Source organism: Dryocola baronae, from assembly GCF_051297175.1.
Lineage (GTDB): Bacteria > Pseudomonadota > Gammaproteobacteria > Enterobacterales > Enterobacteriaceae > Dryocola.
The window spans coordinates 2,409,191-2,430,059 of the sequence record NZ_JBINNY010000001.1 but is presented as its reverse complement, the minus strand read 5'-3'; the positions used below and the strand labels follow the sequence as shown (position 1 = coordinate 2,430,059).

Below are 20,869 nucleotides of genomic sequence, written 5' to 3'. Positions count from 1 at the left end.
GGGGCAAGCGGGTGCGGCTTCCCTGCCCTTTACGGGCAGGGAAATCGGCTATCAGTGGGCAATAATGTACATCGTACGGCTGTAGGCAACGTCTTCCGGGTTATCGATCGGGTAGCCCTTCAGCCACGGCTTGATCAGGCGGCCGTTGGTGTACTGATAGATAGGCGCTATCGGCGCTTTCTCCTGAATAATTCTCTCTGCCTGGTTGTAATCTTTGTTACGCGCGCTATCGGTGATTTCCTGGCTTGCCTGGGTTAACACCTTGTCGTAAGCCGGAGAATTAAAGCGCGCGATGTTTCCGCTATGCGTTGAGGTCAGCAGCGAAAGGAAGGTCGAAGGCTCGTTGTAATCGCCAACCCACGAGGCGCGAATCACATCGAAATTGCCGGTGTTGCGGCTATCGATGTAGGTTTTCCACTCCTGGTTTTGCAGCTTTACGTCGATGCCAAGATTCTTCTTCCACATTGACGCCACGGCGATGGCAATCTTCTGATGGTTCTCGGAGGTGTTGTACAGCAGCGTCAGCTTCAGCGGCTTGGTGCCATCGTAACCCGCCGCCCGCAGCAGGGTTTTAGCCTGCGCGTTCAGCTCCTCCTGGCTCATCTGCTCGAACGGCGACGGCTCGGGCTTGAAGCCTGCGGTGACGTCCGGCGTAAAACGCCACGCGGGCTTTTCACCCGTCCCCAGCACTTTTTCAGCCATCAGGCGGCGGTCGATGGTCATACTCAGCGCCAGGCGCACGCGCGCATCCGCCGTTGGCCCTTTTTGGGTATTAAAAGCGTAGTAGTAGGTGCCTAGCTGCGGCGGCGTGTAGACCTGGCCTGGAATATCCTTAAGCAGCTTCTGGTACATATTCTTCGGGAAGGATTCGGTGATATCGATATCGCCCGCCAGATAGCGCTTGGTCGCCGAGGACTCCTGGTTGATAGGAATAAACGTCACTTTGGTGAGCACGGTTTTCCTGTCATCCCAGTAGTTTTTATTCGGCACCACAACCAGCTTTTCGTTTACAACGCGCTCGTTAAGCGTGAAGGCCCCGTTGCCCACCAGGTTGCCCGGCTTGGTCCAGTCCTGCCCCAGCTTTTCCACCACGCTTTTAGGAACCGGGTAAAGCGAAAAGTTTGCGGTAAGGTTCGGGAAGTACGGGACGGGTTTATCGAGCTGGATCCGCAGCGTATGGGCGTCAACCGCCGTGACGCCCAGCTTATCCTTCGGCATTTTGCCATCGATAATAGCCTGCGCATTGGTGATACCGGCAAGGGCTGCAAACCAGGCGAACTGCGAGGTGTTTTTCGGATCGACCAGCCGCTGCCAGCTATAGACAAAATCGTCGGCGGTGACGGCGGTTCCGTCCGACCAGCGGGCGTTATCGCGCAGGGTAAAGGTCCAGGTACGGTTATCGTTGCTGTGCCATTTGGTGGCGACGCCGGGCGTCAGTTCGCCCTTTTCATTCTGATTGACCAGGCCTTCAAAAAGATCGCGGATGACCTGAATTTCAGGCAGGCCAACGGCCTTAATAGGATCGAGCGAAGCGGGTTCATCTTTAATATGGCGCACCAGCTCCTGCTTCGGGGCGAGTTTAGTCCCGGCAGGAATATCCGCCGCCCAGGCGGTGGAAAACAGGCTGGCAACGCCCAGCGCGCAGAAGGTAATACGAAAAGGTTTTTTCATCAGTTACCCTTGAGGAATTGGTTTTATCAGGTGGCAGACCCGCGCCAGAAACGGCGGGTAATTATCGCAATCGCTTGTTTTACCGTTCAGAAAAGCAAACAACATGCGGCAATGCAACCGTATTGAATAATTAAATGTGGAATCTTTGACGCGCGCAGGGTCGTCCTGCAAAGATGTGCCAAAAATCGCCGTTGGCCTCCCGCAGCCGCCTGTTTGCAGATGAGATTTATGCAAAACACTGCTATTAATGTTGAAAGATCTCCTCTCACATAAGGATTGCTATGCCCGGTCACCGCCCTCGTTCCCAACGTGGCCGTCTGCCTCCAGGCAGCGAGCGCTACGGTAAATCGGTTTTCGGCGCGCCCCTGCTGTGGTTCCCGGCAAGCCCCAGCGAAACCCGCAGCGGCCTGATTATCGCGGGTACCCACGGCGATGAGAACGCGGCGGTAGTCACCCTTTCCTGCGCGATGCGCACGCTTGAGGAAAAATACCGTCGCCATCACGTGGTGCTGGCGGTCAATCCGGACGGCTGCCAGCTTGGCCTGCGCGCCAACGCCAACGGCGTCGATCTCAACCGTAATTTTCCGTCGGCTAACTGGAAGGAAGGCGAAACCGTCTATCGCTGGAACAGCAGCGCGGACCAGCGTGACGTGGTGCTGTCAACGGGCGCGAAGCCCGGTTCAGAACCGGAAACCACCGCTTTATGCCAGCTGATTCACAGCCTTCAGCCCGCGTGGGTAGTCTCTTTTCACGATCCGCTCGGCTGTATTGAGGATCCGCATGATACCGCGTTGGGCAACTGGCTGGCGGAAGCCTTAAAGCTGCCGCTGGTAACGAGCGTGGGATACGAAACGCCGGGATCGTTTGGCAGCTGGTGCGCCGACCTCAACCTGCCGAGCATCACGGCGGAGTTTCCGCCGATATCGGCAGACGAGGCCAGCGAGCGCTATCTTGATGCGATGATGGGCCTGCTGCACTGGCACCGTTAGAGGCTAGGTGAAAAGCGAACCCGTTTCGAAATGCAGCGCGGGTTCAACGTCCACCGCAAGCCAGGTTGGGCCATCGAGATCGGCAAAGCGGACCGTTGCGGCCAGCGGCAGCGCAGCGGCAATCGCGCGAGAAGTGCACAGCATGCAGCCCAGCATCACATCAAAGCCGCCATCGCGCGCGGCTTTCGCCAGCGCCAGCGCCTCGGTCAGGCCACCGGTTTTATCGAGCTTCACGTTAATCATCTCATAACGCCCTTTCAGGGACGGCAGGCTGTCGCGCGTGTGGCAGCTCTCGTCTGCGCAGATCGGCAGCGGGTGAATAAAGTTTTCAAGCGTGCTGTCAACACCCGCCGGCAGCGGCTGCTCAAGCATGGCAACGTTGAGGTCGGCAAGCAGCTGGCAGCGCGAGGCAAGCCCTTCGCTGTGCCAGGATTCGTTGGCATCGACAATCAGCACCGCTTCCGGCACCGCCGCGCGAACGGCCACCATGCGCTCGGCGAACAGGCGGTCATCGAGTTTGATCTTCAGCAGCCGCGCCCCTTTGCTCCACAGCAGCGCGGCGGCGGCGGCCATTTGCTCAGGCGCGGCGATGCCCACCGTTTGCGCGGTGGTTATCCTTTCCGGCAGCTCCACGCCGGACAAATACGAAACCGAGTAGCCTTTGCGACGCGCCTCCAGATCCCAAAGCGCGCTGTCTACGGCATTGCGCGCCGCGCCCGCCGGAAGCGCTTCCTGTAGCTCGCTTCGCGTCATGCCCTGCTCAAGCTGCGGAATAATCGTCGCGATCTGCGCCAGCACCGAGGCATCGCTTTCGCCATAGCGCGGATAGGGCGTGCATTCCCCGACGGCCTTGATGCCGTCCTCCTCCAGTTCGACCACCACAACAACTGCTTCGCTGCGCGTCCCGCGCGAAATAACAAACGGCGTGTGAAGCGGCCATGCTTCCTGATAAACCTTAACTGTTCTCATGGTTAACCTGTCGTTATGGGTGTCTGCTCAGTATAGCGAGCCAACACTTTTGCGTGCAGATTCAGTTTTTTATATTCATCGGCTAAATCCTGGAATACACTGTCGGCGGCGTTAATTATATGTAAACAGGAAGATTAAACATGTCACAACTCGTTCATTTCCAGGGCAACCCCGTTGCCGTTGCAGGTCAGATCCCGCAGGCTGGCAGCAAAGCTGCCGCCTTCTCTCTGGTCGCCAAAGACCTTTCTGATGTTGCGCTGAGCCAGTTCGCTGGTAAACGTAAAGTGCTGAACATTTTCCCAAGCATCGACACCGGCGTTTGTGCCGCGTCGGTACGTAAATTCAACCAGCTGGCGACCGAACTGGATAACACCGTTGTTCTGTGCGTTTCCGCCGACCTGCCGTTTGCCCAGTCCCGCTTCTGCGGTGCAGAAGGCCTGAGCAACGTCATCACCCTGTCCACTCTGCGTAACCCAGAGTTCCAGAACGACTACGGCGTTGGCATCGCCGAAGGCGCGCTGAAAGGCCTGACCGCCCGTGCGGTTGTGGTTATCAATGAGAAAGATGAAGTAGTCTTCAGCCAGTTAGTGAATGAAATCACCAACGAGCCGGACTACGCTGCCGCGCTGGAAGCCCTGAAGGCTTAAGATGTGATGTCGGGCGGCGGCTTAGCCTTACCCGACCAACCTGAATTGTAGGGCGGGTGGCGTTTGCGCCACCCGCCTTTTTCCAAAAATTACTCTTCCGTCTTCCTGTTGCTTAGCCCGTATTCACGCAGCTTATTAGCAATCGCCGTATGCGACACGCCGAGGCGTTTTGCCAGCTTGCGGGTGCTTGGATAGGTGCGATAAAGCTGAGTCAGCACGGAACGTTCGAAACGGCGCGAGATATCATCCAGCGTCCCTTCCATCGCCTCTTCCCCCACGGCCAGGCTCGCGGTATCAAAATCAGGCAGCAGAATGTCCTGTGGGCGCAGCTCGTAGCCTTCAAGCTGGGTCAGCGCGCGGTAGATCGCGTTCTTTAACTGGCGTACGTTGCCCGGCCAGCCGTAGCGCGTTAGCACGTTGCTGAGATCGTTCGCCAGCTTCGGACGCGGCACGCCCTGCTCATCCGCAAAGCGCGCCACAAACAGCTCGGTGAGCGGCATGATGTCCTGCGGGCGATCGCGCAGCGGCGGCAGATTCAGCGTCAGCACGTTCAGGCGATAATAGAGATCCTCGCGGAACTCGCCCTTTTGCACCAGCTCGACGAGGTTTTTCTGCGTCGCGCAGATCACGCGCACATCGACATGCACCTCGTGCTCTTCGCCGACGCGGCGGAAGGTGCCGTCGTTTAAGAAGCGCAGCAGTTTGGTTTGCATGCGCGGCGACATTTCGCCGATCTCGTCCAGCAGCACGGAACCGCCGTTGGCCTGTTCGAAGAAGCCTTTTTTACCCTCTACCGCGTTGGCATAGGCCCCCGCGGCGTGGCCGAACAGCTCGCTTTCCACCACGTCATCCGGCATCGAGCCACAGTTCAGCGCAAGGTACGGCTTCTGCGCGCGCGGGCTGCTCAGGTGGCAGGCGTGGGCCAGCAGATCTTTACCGGTGCCGGTATCGCCCACGATCAGCAGCGGCGCGTTGAGCAGCGCCAGCTTGTGCGCCTGGTCCACGACGTGACGCATTTTCGGGCTGACCGCCACAATCTGGCTGAAGGCGCTGGTATCCGCCTGGGTAATGTTTTGCAGCTGGCGGCCCATGCGCACCGTTGAGCGCAGCATCACGACCGCGCCGACCAGCATCGGCTGGCTGTCCTCACCGTCCAGGTGCACCGGGGTGATTTCCATCAGGAAGTTTTGCCCGTTGATCACCACGTGTTCGGTATGCGAATCCGCCGGCGCGCCTTCCAGCCAGCGCATAAAGTTGAAGCCGTTAATCAGGCTTGCCGCGTTGTGGTTACGCAGCTTTTCCTCACCCTGGCCGAACAGCGCGCAGCTTGCCGGGTTCGCCAGCTCCACTTTGCTCTTCATATCCAGCGACAGCACGGGTTCTGGCAGCGCTTCGAGCAGCGCGCTCAGGGCGCGGTGTTCGCGCTCGGACGGCATCCACGGCACCGTGCGCACGTCCTTCACGCCTGGGATTCGACGGATCTCAGCCATCAGGCTGCTGAATGAGTCGAAGTCCAGCGTGGAAAAATTCAGGTAAATAAGCCCAATCGGGTCGATTTCGATGCCCCGCAAATCAATACCGCGCAGGACTAACAAATCGAGTAATTCGCGTGTCAGACCCAGTCGGTCTTCACAAAAGACTTCCAGACGCATGCAGGTGACCTTTCATCGCTGTAAATGGAAATATTGGGTGGGGTGATGATACTCCAGATACCTGCCGGTCAGAAGAGATGTGTGAAGAAAAGTTGACAGATAAGTGGTTGAATGGGGCAATGCCGTAAAGCCTGACGGTCACGGCATTGCCCGGTGCGTTACGCCGAAGGCTTGGTTTTGCTCTTGCTCATGGTTTCCTTGAGCTGAACCAACAGCTGGCGGCGGAAATCGCCGAGGCGCGGCTTGTCGTCTTCCAGCCACGGCAGCGGACGGCACAGCTCCATCGCCTTGATGCCCAGACGCGCGGTGAGCAGGCCCGCGCCTATGCCCTGCGCGGCGCGGGCTGACAGGCGCGCGGCAATGTCTTGCCCCACCCAGTCCATTCCCACTTCGCGCACCAGCTCGCTCGCGCCCGCAAAGGCGATATTCAGCAGCACGAGGCGGAACAGGCGGATGCGGCTGAAATAGCCAAGCTCGATGCCGTAAAGCGTGGCGATGCGGTTAATCAGGCGCAGGTTGCGCCAGGCGATAAACGCCATGTCCACCAGCGCCAGCGGGCTGACGGCTATCATCAGCGTAGATTCGGCGGCGGAACGGCTGATTTCACGCCGCGCCTGGCCGTCCAGCACCGGCTGAACAAGCTGGGCGTAGAGGGCGACAACCTCGCGATCGTTCTGCGTTTCGTGGATGGAAGCATACCAGCGTTGAAGCGCCGGGTGGCCCTGGTCAAGCCCGGCCTGCCGCGCCAGCTTCTCGCAAAACGCTCGCCCCTTGCCCATGCTGTGGCTGCTGAGCAGTTCACGCGCTTCGTCGCGCTCTTCCGCACGCTGCCGTAAACGCCACAGCCGCCGCCACTCGGTGGCAATCGACCCGACCCCGGCGGCTACGATCAGGCCACCGGCGATACCGCCGCCCAGCGCGATCCAGTCCTGGGTGATGTACGCGTTGTGCGTCCACTGTATGCCCTGCGCCACGACGCTGATGCCAAACAGCCCAAGGCCCGCGGTGACCATTCGCCGCCAGATGCTGCGTTTCGGGCGCAGCGCGGCCTCGACGACCGCCTCCGCCCGGCTCTCCTCTTCCGCCTCATCAAGCGCCGTCAGCGCGGGGGTAAACTTTTCGGCTTCCGGCTCGCTAAAGGCGTGCGCCGTTTTGTAAACCACCTCTTTTTCAACGTCCAGCGGCTGTGCGAAGTCGATACGCGGTTTTAAAGGTTCGTTCATCGCAATTTATCCCCAATTAAAAATTCCAGCGCTGCATCAAGCCTGATATGCGGCAGCGGCCGGTCAACGTCCATGATCTGCGGGCGGAACTGCTCAAACTGGAAGCCCTGCTTTTCCCAAAACGCGCTGCCCGGCAGGCGCGCAGGAACTTCGCCGGGATAAACGGTAAGCGGCGCGCCGTCGCTTAAACGATTGCCGCGCAGCGCGGGGATCTGCTCGCCCTGCACGTCAACCAGCCCGCTCTGCGTGGCCTGCACCGACGCGATGCCCATGCACTCCCTGTCGATGCCCTCAAAAGCGGCGTTTTGCCATGCGTCCTGCACTAGCTGTTGCAGGAGCGAAACCATATTCGCGTGCTGGTCTACGGTAACGTGATCGGCCTTGGTGGCGGCAAACAGCAGCTTGTCGATAACCGGCGAAAACAGCCTGCGGAACAGCGTGCGCTGCCCGTACTGGAAGCTTTGCATCAGCTGCGTCAGCGCGAGGCGCATATCGTTGAACGCCTGCGGCCCGCTGTTGAGCGGCTGCAGACAGTCGACCAGCACTATCTGGCGGTCAAACTTCAGGAAGTGATTTTTATAAAAGCCCTTCACCACCTTGTCGCAGTAGTAGTCGAAGCGCGAACGCAGCATGCCCAGGTTGGTGGATTTATCGGCCTGGGCAAGTTTAGATTCGCCAAAGCCGTCCACGTCCGGCCACGGGAAAAACTGCAGTGCGGGCGCACCGGCCATATCGCCCGGCAGCACAAAGCGCCCCGGCTGAATAAAGTGCAGGCCTTCACGCTTGCAGCGCAGAAGATAGTCCGTCCAGGCCACGGAAATCGCCGCGAGACGGTTTTCATCTGCCGGGGCTAACGGGTCAAGCCCTTCGCACAGCCTGCGCCATTCGGCTGACCACTGCGCGCGGTCACCCTGTAACAGGCCCGTCATCTGGCGGGACCAGCTCAGATAATCCTGCGCCAGCATCGGCAGGTCCAGCAGCCACTCCCCCGGATAATCGACGATCTCAAGGTACAGCGTGGAGGTATCTTTGAAATGGCGCAGCAGCGAATCGTTGGAGCGATAGCGCAGCGCGAGGCGCATTTCGCTCACGCCCCGCGTCGGCGTCGGCCAGCTTGGCGGATTGCCATAAAGCTGCGCCAGGCCTTCGTCGTAGGTAAAACGCTGGATGCCCAGGTCGCGCTGCGGCACGCGCTTCACGCCGAGCAGCCGCTCTTCGCGCACCGCGCCGAGCATCGGCAGGCGCGCGCCGTTATTGACGCTTAGAAGTTGGTTAACCATCGCCGTGATAAAGGCCGTCTTGCCGCTGCGGCTAAGGCCGGTGACGGCGAGCCGCAGGTGCCGGTCCACCCCGCGATTAACAAGCGCATTCAGTTCATTCTTGATTCTGTTCATGTGCGTCCTGGTTGCCTGGCTCTGAAGAGCATTAAGAAATAATGGGGTTAATTTCTGGCAAATCAAAGTGGATTGCGCAATTTTACACGCTATTTACCCGGCAGCATCCTTAATAGACAGTCAGTTTATCAGACAGTAATATGCGTTATCTTTTGGCACAGAACAGGACCGGTTCAGCCATGTCGCCGACTATTTACGATATTGCCCGTTTGGCTAATGTTTCTAAGTCTACCGTTTCACGGGTGTTGAATAAGCAAACCAATATTTCCCCGGAAGCGCTCGAGCGGGTACTCAAGGCCATTGAAGAACTTAATTATCAGCCGAATAAACTTGCGCGGGCGCTCACCTCGTCGGGTTTTGACGCCATTATGGTTATCTCCACCCGCTCCACCAAAACCACGGCGGGAAATCCGTTCTTTTCTGAAGTGCTGCACGCCATTACCGCGCGGGCCGAACAGGAAGGTTTTGACGTTATTTTGCAGACATCCAAAAACAGTAAAGAAGATTTGCAAAAGTGCGTCAGTAAAATAAAGCAGAAGATGATCAAGGGCATTATTATGCTCAGCTCGCCGACCGATGAGTCATTCTTTGAAGAATTAGACCAATATGCTATTCCGGTGGTGGTGATTGGCAAAGTGGACGGCGACTTTAAGCACGTGTGTTCAGTGGATACCGATAATTACCGTGACAGCATCACCTTAACCCAAAGCCTGCTGAATAACGGCCATAAAAATATAGCCTGCCTGCATGCGCCGCTGGACTATCACGTGTCTGTCGACCGGCTTGCCGGTTTTAAGGACTGCCTGCGTGAAAGGAATATTACCCCGCGCGAAGAGTGGATTGTTGACGGCGGCTATACCAACGAAACGGCGCTACGGGCTGCCGATAAGCTGCTGAGCGGCGAATTCCTACCTGATGCAATATTTGCCACCGACAGCCTAAAAATAATGAGCCTTTACCGCATCGCCCACGAAAAAGGCATTTCGATTCCGCAGCAGCTTTCGGTTGTTGGCTACAGCAACGACATGCTGAGCTTTCTACTTTCGCCGCCGCCGGGCGGAATTGAGGTGCCGACGCTGGAATTAGGCGCGGTGGGCAGCGCGCTGCTGTTCGATAAAATCGCCGGGAAAAAAGCGCCGGTGCGCACGATTATTCCTACCACCCTTGCGCTGAACGGTTCGATTAGCTAATCGAATAAACGCATCAGCTTTTAAGTCGGGTGAGCGCGGGCGTCACCCGACACGGACGGTTCACTTAGAAAGCGTAATTCACGCCAATTCCCGCATAGTGGAATTTATCATCCGCACCCTCGTCGTGATGCTCCCATTCATAGGCGTATTCGAGCGTCATCGACAGGCCGTTATTGAAATCATAGGCATACAGCAGGCCCAGGCGATTATAGTCATGGTTCTCGCGGTCGATATCCTCCGACCAGTCCCAGTTGCTCCAGCGGTCCAGACCCAGGCGGGTATAAGGCGTCAGCACAGTATTGCCTAAATTAATCGGCAGATAGATGCGCATCTCCTGCGTTGAGAACTCGCCGTTGTTTTTATCGCTGTCGGTATTAAAGCCACGTTCGAGATAGTAATTGGCGCGCAGAGAGAAGGTTTCGTTGATTCGCCAGGTGACGCCGGTTTCCGTTTCAACACGGCTGTCGGAATAGCCGGTTTTATCAAGATCGTTATCGAAGCGGTAATACGCCAGCCAGCCGCCAAAGCTCCAGTCATCGTTGATTTTAATTAAATAATCCGGCATGAACTTATAGCGCTGGGTATTGGCGGTGCCGTTGTTGGACCCGTCTTCATTTTTAAAATGGTAGCCGTAATTACGAACGCCGGAGGTAAAGCCGAAGGTGCCGCCTTCTGCCTCATAAAACTGATAGCGAATATCCATTTCCGGACGGTTAAAATAGGTTCCGCGCGTAAAGTTACCGTAATCTGCGGCACCTTCCTGATACATGGTCAGTGCAATGCTCCAGTCTCCCCACGAGGCGTTAAAATAGACGGAAGGTTCATATAAACCGTCTTTATCGTCCGCCTGCCCTTCGACGTTTTCTATTTCATACATTGCACCGATATTATAGTGCCAGCTTTTCTCTTCCCCGGCCTGCGCGCAGGCGGCTCCAGCGCAGGCGAATAACGCCGCGCATTGCAACAGTCTTTTCATTAAGGTGGTCCTTGTTAAAATAACAGCTTACGAAAGAATGCCGGCGAGAATCTCCGGCAGGGTACAGTTAAATATCACTCAATCGCGAATTCAGTTTCAGCATCAAAAAAGTGACTCTTGTTCATATCGAAGGCTATTTTAATATTTTGCGCCGCACGATAATCCACGTCGGAATTGGCGCGCAGGGTCAGCTCGTGCCCGCCGACGGTGACATAAAGCATAAATTCTGCGCCGGTTAGCTCGGCCACGGTAATATACGCGTCTACGCCCTCTCCCGTTTCATCCGTAATAATATCCTCAGGACGAATACCCAGAATGACCGGCCTATGCTGATATTCGCGCAGCGGCTCAATTTTCCCTTCGGGCAACGGCAGCTTAAGCGTTTCGGTAATGAAATAGCCGTTATCGACGGTGCCGCGAATAAAGTTCATTGAAGGCGAGCCGATAAAGCCCGCCACGAAAATATTCGCCGGATGGTTGTAGACCGTTTTCGGCGCGCCAACCTGCTGTATGATGCCGTCCTTCATGATCACGATGCGCGTCGCCATGGTCATCGCCTCGGTCTGATCGTGGGTGACGTAAATCATGGTGGTGTTCAGCTTCTGATGCAGCTTGCTGATTTCCGCGCGCATCTGCACGCGCAGCCGGGCGTCGAGGTTGGACAGCGGTTCATCCATCAGGAATACCCCAGCCTCGCGCACGATCGCGCGCCCCAGCGCCACGCGCTGACGCTGCCCGCCGGATAACGCGGCCGGGCGGCGATCCAGATAGGTTTTCAGCCCCAGAATCGACGCGGCCCACTGCACGCGCTCGTCGATGATCTTCGCATCGAGCTTCTGCATTTTGAGCCCGAACGCCATGTTGTCGTAGACGGACATGTGCGGATAGAGCGCGTAGTTCTGAAACACCATCGCAATGCCGCGCGCTTTGGCGGGCACGTCGTTCATGCAAACGCCGTCGATCAGAAGCTTACCGCTGGTTATTTCCTCAAGCCCGGCGATCATGCGCAGCGTCGTGGACTTGCCGCAGCCCGACGGCCCGACGAAAACGATAAATTCTTTATCTTCGATTTCGAGGGTGAAGTCCTTCACCACGTGAACCTGATTGTTATAGATCTTTTGAATGTGCTGCAACGAAAGTTGTGCCATGGTCTATCCCTTATTCGTTATCTGGCCGCGCGCGGCCCGTTAAACCTGTCTTAGCGCTAAGCCTTTGCAGAAGCGGCCAGCTCAGTTCCGCCGTGGAAGGCAGCAGCAGATCCGCGTCGACAAGCCGCGGGCCGATGCCGACCGAAGCCATCCCGCAGCCGTTAATCGCCGCAATCCCCGCCTGCGCGTCTTCAATGCCGATACAGTTCTGCGGCCTAACGCCAAGCCCCGCGCACGCGGCGAGAAAGATCTCCGGGTCGGGCTTTGAGTTTTTAATACGGCCCGCGTCGGCGCAAAAGTCGAACCGGTCGCTCAGCCCCAGTGCGCTAAGAATGCCAGGCGCGTTGAGCGATACCGATGCCAGCCCGACTAAAACCTTCTGCTGGCGAAGTTCTGCGAGCAGCGGCGCAATGCCCGGCAGCACCGAATCCCGGCTGAGCTGTTTTAGCGATGCCACATACAGCGCGTTTTTGCGTTCGGCCAGCCGCAGCCGTGCCTGCTGGCTCACCCGCTGCTCCGCACCGCCAGCGCGCAGAATAAGCTCAAGCGAGCCCATGCGGCTGATGCCTTTAAGCCGTTCGTTAATCTGCTCGTCGATCTCTATATCGATTTCGCGAGCTACCTGCTGCCAGGCAATAAAATGCAGATGGGCGGTATCGGTCACCACGCCATCTAAATCGAAAATAACCGCCTGTGGTTTCATTGCCAGCTCCCCGCCGTGGTACCGCTCCCAGCTACGGGCGTGCAAAATTCAGCTTCGCGTATGACAACGCGCTCCTGCCCAAGCCAGATGACGAACGGTTTTACCGATGTCTTTGAAAGAGAAATCTGCCGCTGCGTCACGGTCAGCTCTATGCGCTCACCCTGCCAGTAAAACGGCAGCGCAATCGAGCGCAAAGCCTGCGGCAGGCAGGGATTCAGATGCAGCTCGCCCCGCTGAACGCTCAGTCCGGCGAAGCCCTGCACCGCGCCTAGCCAGATGGCCCCCGTCGCCGCCGCGTGAATGCCGTCGTCGCAGCTGTGCGGCTCGTCACCCAGGTCGATAAGACACGCCTGCTGCCAGAGCTGCCAGGCCTGTTCCGCACGCCCGCAGCGGGCGGCGACCACGCCGTGAATCGCCTTGCTTAGCGACGAGTCGTGGATGGTGCGCGGCTCGTAGTAGTCGAGATTGGCCTCGTGCTGCCGGGGCGTAAACCGCCATGGCAGCATGTAGCAGAGCATCACCACGTCGGCCTGCTTGAGGATCTGCATTTCGTTGACCTCGGCGCGGGAATAGTCGAGCAAAATGGCCTGCGTACCCTGCTGCATTTTGTATTTCGTCAGGTCAATCGTTGGCTTGCTAAAGAAGGTGTCGTCCTGCTCGATAAGCTGACGATCGTCCGGCTGGGGCAGCCGCAGACGTGCAAGAAAATCTTCCGCCTGCCGCCTCCAGGCCCAGTCGTCGTTCGCGTAGCGCAGCGCCAGCTCAACGTTGTAATGCGCGAGGTAGCTGGTGTAAGCGTTGTTGTTCACGTGCTCGGTGTACTCGTCCGGGCCAATAACGTCGTGCAGTTCGAGCCTGCCGTTCACCTCCACCGTCCGGCTAATCCAGAACCGCGCGGTTTCCGTCAACAGTTCCACCCCGCGCTCGCGCATAAACGCCTCGTCGCCGGTGGCCTGATAATAGCTTTCTACCGCCCAGGCAATGTCCGCGACCAGATGATGCTCCGCCAGCGCCGAGGCAACCTTCTGCCGCAGCCCGGTGCGGATATTGATAGCCGCAAACTCGGGCGTTTCCTCTTCGCCCGACCACGCGCTTTCCCATGGGAACAAGGCTCCCGCGTAGCCGTTTTTCACCGCCTTTGCGCGCGCGCCAGCCAGGTTGTGCCAGCGGTAGCTCAGCAGGCTGCGGGCCACCTGCGGCTGGGTCATCAGATGGAACGGCAGGAGGAACACTTCGGTATCCCAGAAAATGTGGCCCTTGTAGCCCTCGCCCGTTAACCCCTTCGCGGCGATGCTGCACCGTTCGCCGTGCGTCGGCGTCATGGCAAACAGGTGATAGAGCGCGAAATCAAGCGCGTGCTGGTCCCGAGCGTTGTCGCTGTCGACAACTACGCGGCTGCGCTGCCACATGTCACGCCAGCGGGCGCTGGACTCAGCGAGCAGCCTGTCGTAGCCAAGCTCGACGCACGCCACCAGGCTCGCCAGTGAAAGTGCGCCGCAGCCTTCAGGCCGGTAGTCCGCGTCGAGGGAGCTTGCGACCCACGTCGTTTTCACCAGCTCAAAGGTTTCGCCCTGGGGGATCTCGGCGGTGCAGTGCTGGGTCAGCCGACGATTTTTGGCAAAAAAGCTACTGCTGGTTTCAGGGGATACCGCGCAAAAGCTGCTGATAACCACCTCGTTGCTGCCGTCGAGCGCGCGGTAGCTGCCCTGCAAATAGCGCTGTTCAAAGACGCGCACGCTGGTTTCGTCCAGATGCTGGCGGCCGCTGTTGGTTTGCGTGGCGTCAATGCCGGTGCTGAGGGTAATCGACGCCCCGTCGTCCAGCGGCGAAATGGCGATGCGCGAGCAGATCAGCGAACGCCGCGCCGCAGACAGGAAGCGTCGGCATTCGATCAGGTAGCGTTTTCCGTTTGCCGCCCGCCATTCGACCCGACGCAGCAGTTCGCCGTTGGCATAATTCAGCTCGCGCCGGTAGTCGAGGATGGTACCGGACAGCAGCGTGAAGTTCTCCCCATCCAGCTCGATGCGCATTTGCAGCACGTCCGGCAGGTTCACAAGCTCGGTGGTTTCAATCGCCGATGCGCGGTGATAAAACCCCGCCAGATACATGCCGCGGGTCTGATCCGAATAGGCCTCTTCGTGGCAGGCCCGCAGGCCGAGGTAGCCGTTTCCTGCGGCCATCAGCGTGGCGTATTTATTCAGCGTATGCGGGCTGAACTGCGTTTCCGCAAGCGTCGTCAGGCTGCTCATAGTTCGACGCTCCCGCCACGTTCTGCCGCCCGGTAAATCGCCGCAACCAGCTGTTGAATAAGGTATCCCTGCTCGGCGTCGGCAATGCTGACCGGCGCGCCAAGGACATGATCGACAAACGCGCGCATGCTTTTGAAGTGGCGGTTATCGTCCGCAGCCTCTCTTTGTGACAGCGTCACTAACTTCCCGGCCTCGTCCTTATAAATATGTGCCGGGAACAGCGTCGCACCGGCCTCATCACCGCAGAACTCGACGTTGAATATCGACTGCTCGGGGATGTTTAGCGCAAATGAGGTTTCCAGGCGCAGAATGCCGCCGTTGTGAAACTCAAGCGTGGCAAAAAGGGAATCTTCCACGGTAAAGGCTGCCGGGTCCCACTCCCCAAACTGCCCGCTGTGCCTGCGGTTGCCCAGCCGCTGGAAGGCGTGCGCGGACACGCGTTTTACCGCCGGGAAGCCGAGCACGTACATCGCGGCATCCAGCATATGAATGCCGATGTCGATAAGCGGCCCGCCGCCCTGTAGCTCTTTATTGGTGAACACGCCCCAGCCCGGCACGCCGCAGCGGCGCAGCGCTTTGGCGTTGGTGACGTAAATCTCCCCGAGCGTTCCGGCCACAACCTGCTCACGCAGCAGCTGGGTGTCGCTGGCAAAACGATGATGGAAATCGTAGGCCAGCACCTTACCGGCCTCGCGCGCCGCGTCGCGCATTTCAGCCGCCTGCTCCGCCGTCATCGCCGGGGGTTTTTCGCACATAACGTGGCAGCCGTTCTCGAGCGCCTGCAGCACGTGCTGGTGGTGAAAACGATTTGGCGTGCAGACGCTAACGATATCCGGCTGACATTCCTGGTACATCAGCGCCGCGTCCGTGTAGGCGTGGGGAATGCCGAGGCGCGCGGCAAACGCCTGCGCGCGCTCGACATGGCTGTCCACGACGGCCACCAGCTCCACATCATCTCTTGTCAGGTAATACGACGCATGCACGGTTTCAGCCACCTGGCCGCCGCCGACGATTGCCACCCTGAGTTTTCGGCTCATCGTTTAGCCCTTAAAGTGTGCGCAAAAACTGCAGCGATTGCTGATAGGCCATGGCCGGATCTTCCGCGCGGATGCGGCCTTCGTAGACGATATAGCCCTCGTAGCCGTCGGCGCGCAGCTGGTCAAAATGCTTTTTAAAATCAATGCTGCCGCTGCCCGGCTGGTAGCGATGGTTATCGGCAATATGGACGTGGCCCAGCAGGTCGCGGTTGGCGTGGAACGCGGCGCTGATGTCGTCCTCTTCGATGTTCATATGATAGAAATCACCGATGATTTTTGTGTGCTTGAGCTGGTTTTCTTCGATGTAAGCGCGCGCGTCCGCCAGGGTGTTGATCATATGATCCTGGTAACGGTTGAGCGGCTCGAGGAAGACGTTAGTGCCCGTGCGTCCGGCGACTTCGTCCAGATAGCGCAGGGAATCGCCAATGGCCTTGCGGTCGCCCGCCTGGCTGCGCGGCGAGGTCATCGGCGGCAGTCGATAGGTGAACATGCCCCAGGCGCCCGGCACCACGATGCCCTTACCGCCAACTTCCGCAAGCGCTTCCAGAATACGGGCGATTTGCTGCCGGCCGTTCAGGCGGCGCTCTTCGATAAAGTCGCCGATCCAGCCGTCGTAGCCGCCGCAGGCGGTCGTGACCGGCAGCCCCGTTTCGGCGATTGCCGCCTTCACCGCCGCCACGTTTTCGACCAGCAGCCTGCCGTCGATTTCAAAGCCGTCAAAGCCCATGGCCTTAACGTATTTAAATTTTTCAAGAATATCCGCAGGGAAAAACGCCTGATTTTGAGTACCGATTTTCATATCTGAAGTCCGTTTAAATTAGAAGGTAACGCCCATTTTGATGCTCAGGTCCGGCTGCTGGTCGACGTATTTCATGTAGCTTTCCGCGCTGTCGTGGAAGCTCACCACCGGGTCGATCAGGTCTTCGCAGTTGAGATAACCGTTCATCAGCAGCTCCCAACAGGTTTCTTCGATGCGCTTGCGGTTCCAGCGCGGATAGTCCGGGTTCGGCTCGCTGCTGCCGCGCGAAAAGACGATTTTTGCGTTATTGAAGTGCGCTTCGCGGCCAAGGTTGAAATCGTGGAAAGGTTTCGCAAACGCCAGGTAAGAGATGGTGCCGCCATAGGCGATGCCGCGCAGCGCGGCCTGTAGTGCCTGCTCGTTGCCGCTGGTTTCAATGATCACGTCAGCGCCAGTCTTGCCGGTGAGTTTTTTGACCTCCAGCCCAACGTCGGTGCCGATCGGGTTTAAGCAGTAGTCCGCGCCGTGGCGCCTGGCGATGTCACAGCGGTGTGCGATAGGATCGACGCCGACGACGATGGCGGCTCCGGCTTTCTTCGCCAGCTGGATCGCTATCTGCCCGATTGCGCCCAGGCCCACGACGACGACAAAATCCCCCACGCGCACGTTACCGTCGCGTACGCCGCTCATCGCAAACTGCGCCGGGTCGTAGCACACGGCGTTTTTCCAGCTTGCTCCGGCCGGCATTATGCGCAGCTTGTAGTTATTGACGCCGTTGGCGATCACGGTTTCCTGAAGCGGGCCGTAGGTACAAACCCGGTCGCCGAGCTGGTATTCGGTGACGGCCTCGCCTTTCTCAATCACTTCACCGACCACCATATTGCCGAGCTGGAACTTGCCAAACTCGATGCCGCGCGTGGCACCCTCGGCGCGGGGCATAAACAGATTCCACTCGCTGTTAAACTCCTCATCGATAAACGGGCTGGCCGCGCGGAAATCAACGACTTCGGTGCCGTGCTTCGGCGCGCCATAGGCCACTTTGATTTTCACTTCATGCGCCGCCACCGGGCGGTCTTCGTAGTCCATCAGTGCCGCCACGCGCGGGGCGGTTGCGATTAGCTTTTTCATTTATTACTCCGTTGATATTTTTCGGTGGATGACGCTGCGCTTATCCCCCCTACAAAATCCAGTTCGTAACCTTTTGTAGGTCGGTTAAGCGCAGCGCCACCCGACATTGATGAATTGATTAACCCTTCACGCCGCCTGCCGTCAGGCCGCTTTTAATAAAGCGTTCGGACAGCGCGTACATGATTACCACCGGCAGCGCGGTGACCAGCGAGGCGGCCATCATCCGGCCCCACACGTAGTCCGGGGTGCTGAACAGCGTGCTCAGGCCCACCGGCAGCGTGAAGTTTGCCGAGCTGGAGAGGAAAATTGAGGCGAACAGGTAGTCGTTCCACGCCACCATAAAGCAGTAGACGAAGACCGAAACCAGGCCGGATATCGCCAGCGGCACGGTGATATAGAAGATGATTTGCAGGCGGTTTAAACCGTCCATCATCGCCGCCTCTTCGATTTCATCAGGGATGGTGTCGAAGTAGCTTTTCAGCATGAACACCGCGGTAGGCAGCGTTTGCGTCACCATGGTGATAATCAGCGCCATCTCCGTGTCGTAAATGCCCAGCGCGGTGATGATTTTGAACAGCGGCACCACCAGCAAAATCCCGGAGAACATGTACACCGCGTAGAAGCTGGCGTTGATGGTCATGCGGCCTTTGAAGCGCAGCTTCGACAGCGCGTACGCGCCCAGAATGCCGATCAGCACCGCGATGGCCGACGACGTGAGCGACACCACCATGCTGTTTTTGAAATAGGTCAAAAACGGGAAGATGGTCGGGTTAAAAATGTCGATGTAGTGCCGTAGCGTCCACTCCTGCGGGAAGATGGTCGGATGCAGCGAGATGGCCTCCTGCGAGGTTTTAAACGAGGTCATCAACATCACGAAAAAAGGAAACAGCGTCACCAGCAGAAACAGCGCCAGCCCGGCGTAGAAGCCCACGCGCCCCAGCAGCTTGCGATTATTAGCGGTCATTTCAGATTCACCCGTTTTCTGGTCAGCAGGATGACGGCGAAGATGATGACGAACAGCACCACCGAAATCGCAGCCGCTTTGCCGAGATCGTTAAAGGCAAAGGCCGTTTTATAGAGGTAGACGCCGAGAATGTTCACCTTGGTGGTGAGCAGCCAGACGTCCGCAAACATGTAGAACATCCAGATGGTGCGCAGCGTTACGACCGTCGCCAGCACCGGCATAATCGCCGGGAGGGTAACGATTTTGAAACGCTGCCAGCCGTTGGCCCCGTCCATCTCTGCCGCCTCGTAGAGCGATTTATCGATGGTCTGCAAAATCGCCAGGAACGAAATAAAGGCGTACGGGAAGTAGCGCCAGATGGCGAACAGCACCACGAGGAAGAAGCTGCTGCCGGGGTTGTCGAACCACAGCGGCGCTTCGCTGAACAGATGCAGCACGTCCACGCCGAGATAGTTCACGATGCCGTAGCCGCTGTTGAACATGTATTTCCAGGCGAACACCAGCGAAATCGACGGCGTGACGTAAGAGAGGATCACCAGCGAGCGCGCCGTTTTGCGCAGGCGAAATTCGCGGTTGAAAAACAGCGCCACGCCCAGCCCCAGCCCGGTGCTGCCCAAAACAACCAGCGCGGTGTACCAGAAGGTGGTCCACAGCGAATGCCAGAATGCGGCATCGGTCAGGATGTTGACGTAGTTTTGCAGCCCGATAAAACGCGGGCTGAGGCTCGGATTAAGCGGCAGCCGCAGAAAGCTGATTTCGATGTTCGACAGCATCGGCCAGGCCACCAGCCCGCCCAGCAGCAACAGGCTGGGCGCGAGGAGCATCATGGCAAAGGGCATGTCGGAGCGGCCTGAGAACCACTTCTTCATAATGACTTTTCCTGTGGAGTTCAGTGTTGTTTCATCAGTTCATTGATGCGCGCCTGGCTGTTATCCAGCGCCGGAGCCGTGGCCTGTTTGCCGACCGTGACCTGATTAACCATCTCGCTAAGAATGGCCGAACCGGTGATGTCGCCCATGCGGGTAAAGTTTTTCTCCCCTACCGACCCAAAGACCTGCACGTTAGGGAACTGGGCAATCAGCTCGGCGGGCAGCGTGCCGAACGCCTTGATCACCGGGTTGTCCCTGTAGCTTTCCGTCTGGGCAACGGCTTTGGTCACCGGCAGCGCCGCGCCCGGCGACATCAGCACCCAGTCGGCGGAGTTATGCGCCTGCTCTAGGAAGCCGACAAACTTCTGGGCGGCTTCAGTTTCGTCTTTGCTCTGGCCTGAAGTGATGGTCAACGAGGTGATCATGCCGTACACCGCCGGCGATTTTTCCGTCGGCACCATAAAGCCGAGATCCTGCGGAGTGCCGTCTTTATAAAATGCGGGCAGGATGTAGGTGGAATAGACGGCCATCGGCGCGGTGCCGTTCATGAAGGCATCTTTGATTTCCATAACGTCGTTCGAGCCGGGCATGGTGTAGCGTGCGAGCTGCTGGTAATAATTCAGCGACTCGAGCATGGCAGCCGAGTTAACGGTGACGTTTCCCGCTTCATCAAAGACGTTCGCCCCGTTGGAAAGCGCGAACTGCGAGAAGGTTTGCTCGGTCATCACGCTTTCCGCCGTCGGCAGCGCGATGCCGTATTTTTTATCAGCGGCACGCGTCATGGTGCGGGCGGCGTCCAAAAGCTCTGTCCAGTTTTTCGGCTCGCTCACCCCTGCTTTTTGCAGCGCAGATTTGCGGTACCACACGCCCCCAAGCCAGGCGCCGATCGGGACGCCGGTATACGCGCTGGCATCCTCGGTTCTGACGACGCGCAGAATGCCGTCGTAAAAACTCGCTTCGCCTACGCTTGAAACGACCTGTTTAATCGCCTCGCGGTCGATAAGCTGCTCTTTGTCCATGACTTTTGCATAGTCGTGGCTGACTTCAATCACCTCCGGCAGCGCGCCGGAGCGTGCAAGGGTAATCACTTTCGTGTTGTAGGCGTCCTCTTCAACCGGCACCTGTTTCACCACGATGTGCGGGTTTTCCTTGCTGAAACGTTCGATCAGATGGGTAATTACCGCCTGCCTTTCCTGCTCGACGGAGGAATGCATAAATTCAATGGTGACCTGTTTATCATCGTCCTGCCTGCAGCCCGAAAGCAAAGCGGCGGCTATCAATGCTGCAAGCAGCATTGGTTGATAGGTTTTCATGGTTATTC

At 58.1% G+C, this 20,869-nt stretch carries 18 protein-coding genes; 3 read left to right on the top strand and 15 right to left on the bottom strand.

The window, feature by feature from the left end; translation table 11 throughout:
* Nucleotides 1-51: 51 nt before the first annotated feature.
* Nucleotides 52-1,671: a peptide ABC transporter substrate-binding protein gene (locus ACSPHG_RS11435; protein ID WP_435953598.1), complete on the bottom strand. Its 1,620-nt coding sequence runs from the start codon at nucleotides 1,669-1,671 to the stop codon at nucleotides 52-54.
* A 281-nt stretch (nucleotides 1,672-1,952) separates the two neighbouring features.
* Here ACSPHG_RS11435 and mpaA point away from each other — a divergent pair, with 281 nt between their 5' ends.
* On the top strand, nucleotides 1,953-2,660 hold the full coding sequence (mpaA, locus tag ACSPHG_RS11430) for a murein tripeptide amidase MpaA (protein WP_435953597.1): 708 nt from the start codon (nucleotides 1,953-1,955) through the stop codon (nucleotides 2,658-2,660).
* A gap of 3 nt (nucleotides 2,661-2,663) precedes the next feature.
* Here mpaA and ycjG read toward each other — a convergent pair whose 3' ends face one another.
* The gene (ycjG, locus tag ACSPHG_RS11425) at nucleotides 2,664-3,629 is read right to left on the bottom strand and encodes an L-Ala-D/L-Glu epimerase (RefSeq protein ID WP_435953596.1); all 966 of its coding nucleotides are present in this window, start codon (nucleotides 3,627-3,629) and stop codon (nucleotides 2,664-2,666) included.
* Nucleotides 3,630-3,769: 140 nt separating this feature from the next.
* On the opposite strand from ycjG, the gene tpx reads away from it, so the two are divergent.
* Nucleotides 3,770-4,276 (top strand): thiol peroxidase, encoded by a 507-nt coding sequence (gene tpx / locus ACSPHG_RS11420; protein WP_435953595.1) that lies wholly within the window; start codon nucleotides 3,770-3,772, stop codon nucleotides 4,274-4,276.
* An 89-nt stretch (nucleotides 4,277-4,365) separates the two neighbouring features.
* Here tpx and tyrR read toward each other — a convergent pair whose 3' ends face one another.
* The 3 genes from tyrR to ACSPHG_RS11405 form a co-directional block, all read right to left on the bottom strand.
* On the bottom strand, nucleotides 4,366-5,928 hold the full coding sequence (tyrR, locus tag ACSPHG_RS11415) for a transcriptional regulator TyrR (RefSeq protein WP_435953594.1): 1,563 nt from the start codon (nucleotides 5,926-5,928) through the stop codon (nucleotides 4,366-4,368).
* Between the two features lie 158 nt (nucleotides 5,929-6,086).
* Entirely contained in the window at nucleotides 6,087-7,151 is a 1,065-nt protein-coding gene (locus ACSPHG_RS11410) for a TIGR01620 family protein (protein ID WP_435953593.1), read from the bottom strand.
* The gene (locus ACSPHG_RS11405; RefSeq protein WP_435953592.1) at nucleotides 7,148-8,545 is read right to left on the bottom strand and encodes a YcjX family GTP-binding protein; all 1,398 of its coding nucleotides are present in this window, start codon (nucleotides 8,543-8,545) and stop codon (nucleotides 7,148-7,150) included. The genes ACSPHG_RS11410 and ACSPHG_RS11405 overlap by 4 nt, the downstream gene beginning before the upstream one ends.
* A gap of 179 nt (nucleotides 8,546-8,724) precedes the next feature.
* Here ACSPHG_RS11405 and ACSPHG_RS11400 point away from each other — a divergent pair, with 179 nt between their 5' ends.
* Nucleotides 8,725-9,735 carry a LacI family DNA-binding transcriptional regulator gene (locus ACSPHG_RS11400; protein ID WP_435953591.1) on the top strand — a complete coding sequence of 337 codons (1,011 nt, stop codon included), beginning with the start codon at nucleotides 8,725-8,727 and terminating at the stop codon, nucleotides 9,733-9,735.
* Nucleotides 9,736-9,799: 64 nt separating this feature from the next.
* Here ACSPHG_RS11400 and ACSPHG_RS11395 read toward each other — a convergent pair whose 3' ends face one another.
* The 10 genes from ACSPHG_RS11395 to ACSPHG_RS11350 all read right to left on the bottom strand — a co-directional run bounded on the left by ACSPHG_RS11395 (nucleotide 9,800) and on the right by ACSPHG_RS11350 (nucleotide 20,861).
* Complete coding sequence (locus ACSPHG_RS11395) at nucleotides 9,800-10,711, bottom strand: OmpG family monomeric porin (protein ID WP_435953590.1); 912 nt, start codon at nucleotides 10,709-10,711, stop codon at nucleotides 9,800-9,802.
* A 74-nt stretch (nucleotides 10,712-10,785) separates the two neighbouring features.
* Nucleotides 10,786-11,859 (bottom strand): ABC transporter ATP-binding protein, encoded by a 1,074-nt coding sequence (locus tag ACSPHG_RS11390; protein ID WP_435953589.1) that lies wholly within the window; start codon nucleotides 11,857-11,859, stop codon nucleotides 10,786-10,788.
* 10 nt (nucleotides 11,860-11,869) lie between these two features.
* Nucleotides 11,870-12,562 carry a beta-phosphoglucomutase gene (gene pgmB, locus ACSPHG_RS11385; protein WP_435953588.1) on the bottom strand — a complete coding sequence of 231 codons (693 nt, stop codon included), beginning with the start codon at nucleotides 12,560-12,562 and terminating at the stop codon, nucleotides 11,870-11,872.
* Nucleotides 12,559-14,811, bottom strand: coding sequence for a glycoside hydrolase family 65 protein (locus ACSPHG_RS11380; protein ID WP_435953587.1), 2,253 nt, complete (start codon nucleotides 14,809-14,811; stop codon nucleotides 12,559-12,561). Before ACSPHG_RS11380 ends, pgmB begins: the two co-directional genes overlap by 4 nt.
* The gene (ycjS, locus tag ACSPHG_RS11375) at nucleotides 14,808-15,848 is read right to left on the bottom strand and encodes a D-glucoside 3-dehydrogenase (RefSeq protein ID WP_435953586.1); all 1,041 of its coding nucleotides are present in this window, start codon (nucleotides 15,846-15,848) and stop codon (nucleotides 14,808-14,810) included. The genes ACSPHG_RS11380 and ycjS overlap by 4 nt, the downstream gene beginning before the upstream one ends.
* Before the next feature lie 10 nt (nucleotides 15,849-15,858).
* Nucleotides 15,859-16,647, bottom strand: a complete 789-nt coding sequence (gene ycjR, locus ACSPHG_RS11370) for a 3-dehydro-D-guloside 4-epimerase (protein WP_435953585.1) — start codon at nucleotides 16,645-16,647, stop codon at nucleotides 15,859-15,861.
* A gap of 18 nt (nucleotides 16,648-16,665) precedes the next feature.
* Nucleotides 16,666-17,715 carry a D-guloside 3-dehydrogenase gene (gene ycjQ, locus ACSPHG_RS11365; RefSeq protein WP_435953584.1) on the bottom strand — a complete coding sequence of 350 codons (1,050 nt, stop codon included), beginning with the start codon at nucleotides 17,713-17,715 and terminating at the stop codon, nucleotides 16,666-16,668.
* A 118-nt stretch (nucleotides 17,716-17,833) separates the two neighbouring features.
* Nucleotides 17,834-18,679 (bottom strand): carbohydrate ABC transporter permease, encoded by an 846-nt coding sequence (locus ACSPHG_RS11360; RefSeq protein WP_435953583.1) that lies wholly within the window; start codon nucleotides 18,677-18,679, stop codon nucleotides 17,834-17,836.
* Nucleotides 18,676-19,548 carry a carbohydrate ABC transporter permease gene (locus tag ACSPHG_RS11355; RefSeq protein WP_435953582.1) on the bottom strand — a complete coding sequence of 291 codons (873 nt, stop codon included), beginning with the start codon at nucleotides 19,546-19,548 and terminating at the stop codon, nucleotides 18,676-18,678. The genes ACSPHG_RS11360 and ACSPHG_RS11355 overlap by 4 nt, the downstream gene beginning before the upstream one ends.
* Before the next feature lie 20 nt (nucleotides 19,549-19,568).
* Nucleotides 19,569-20,861 carry an ABC transporter substrate-binding protein gene (locus tag ACSPHG_RS11350; RefSeq protein WP_435953580.1) on the bottom strand — a complete coding sequence of 431 codons (1,293 nt, stop codon included), beginning with the start codon at nucleotides 20,859-20,861 and terminating at the stop codon, nucleotides 19,569-19,571.
* Nucleotides 20,862-20,869 lie beyond the last annotated feature (8 nt).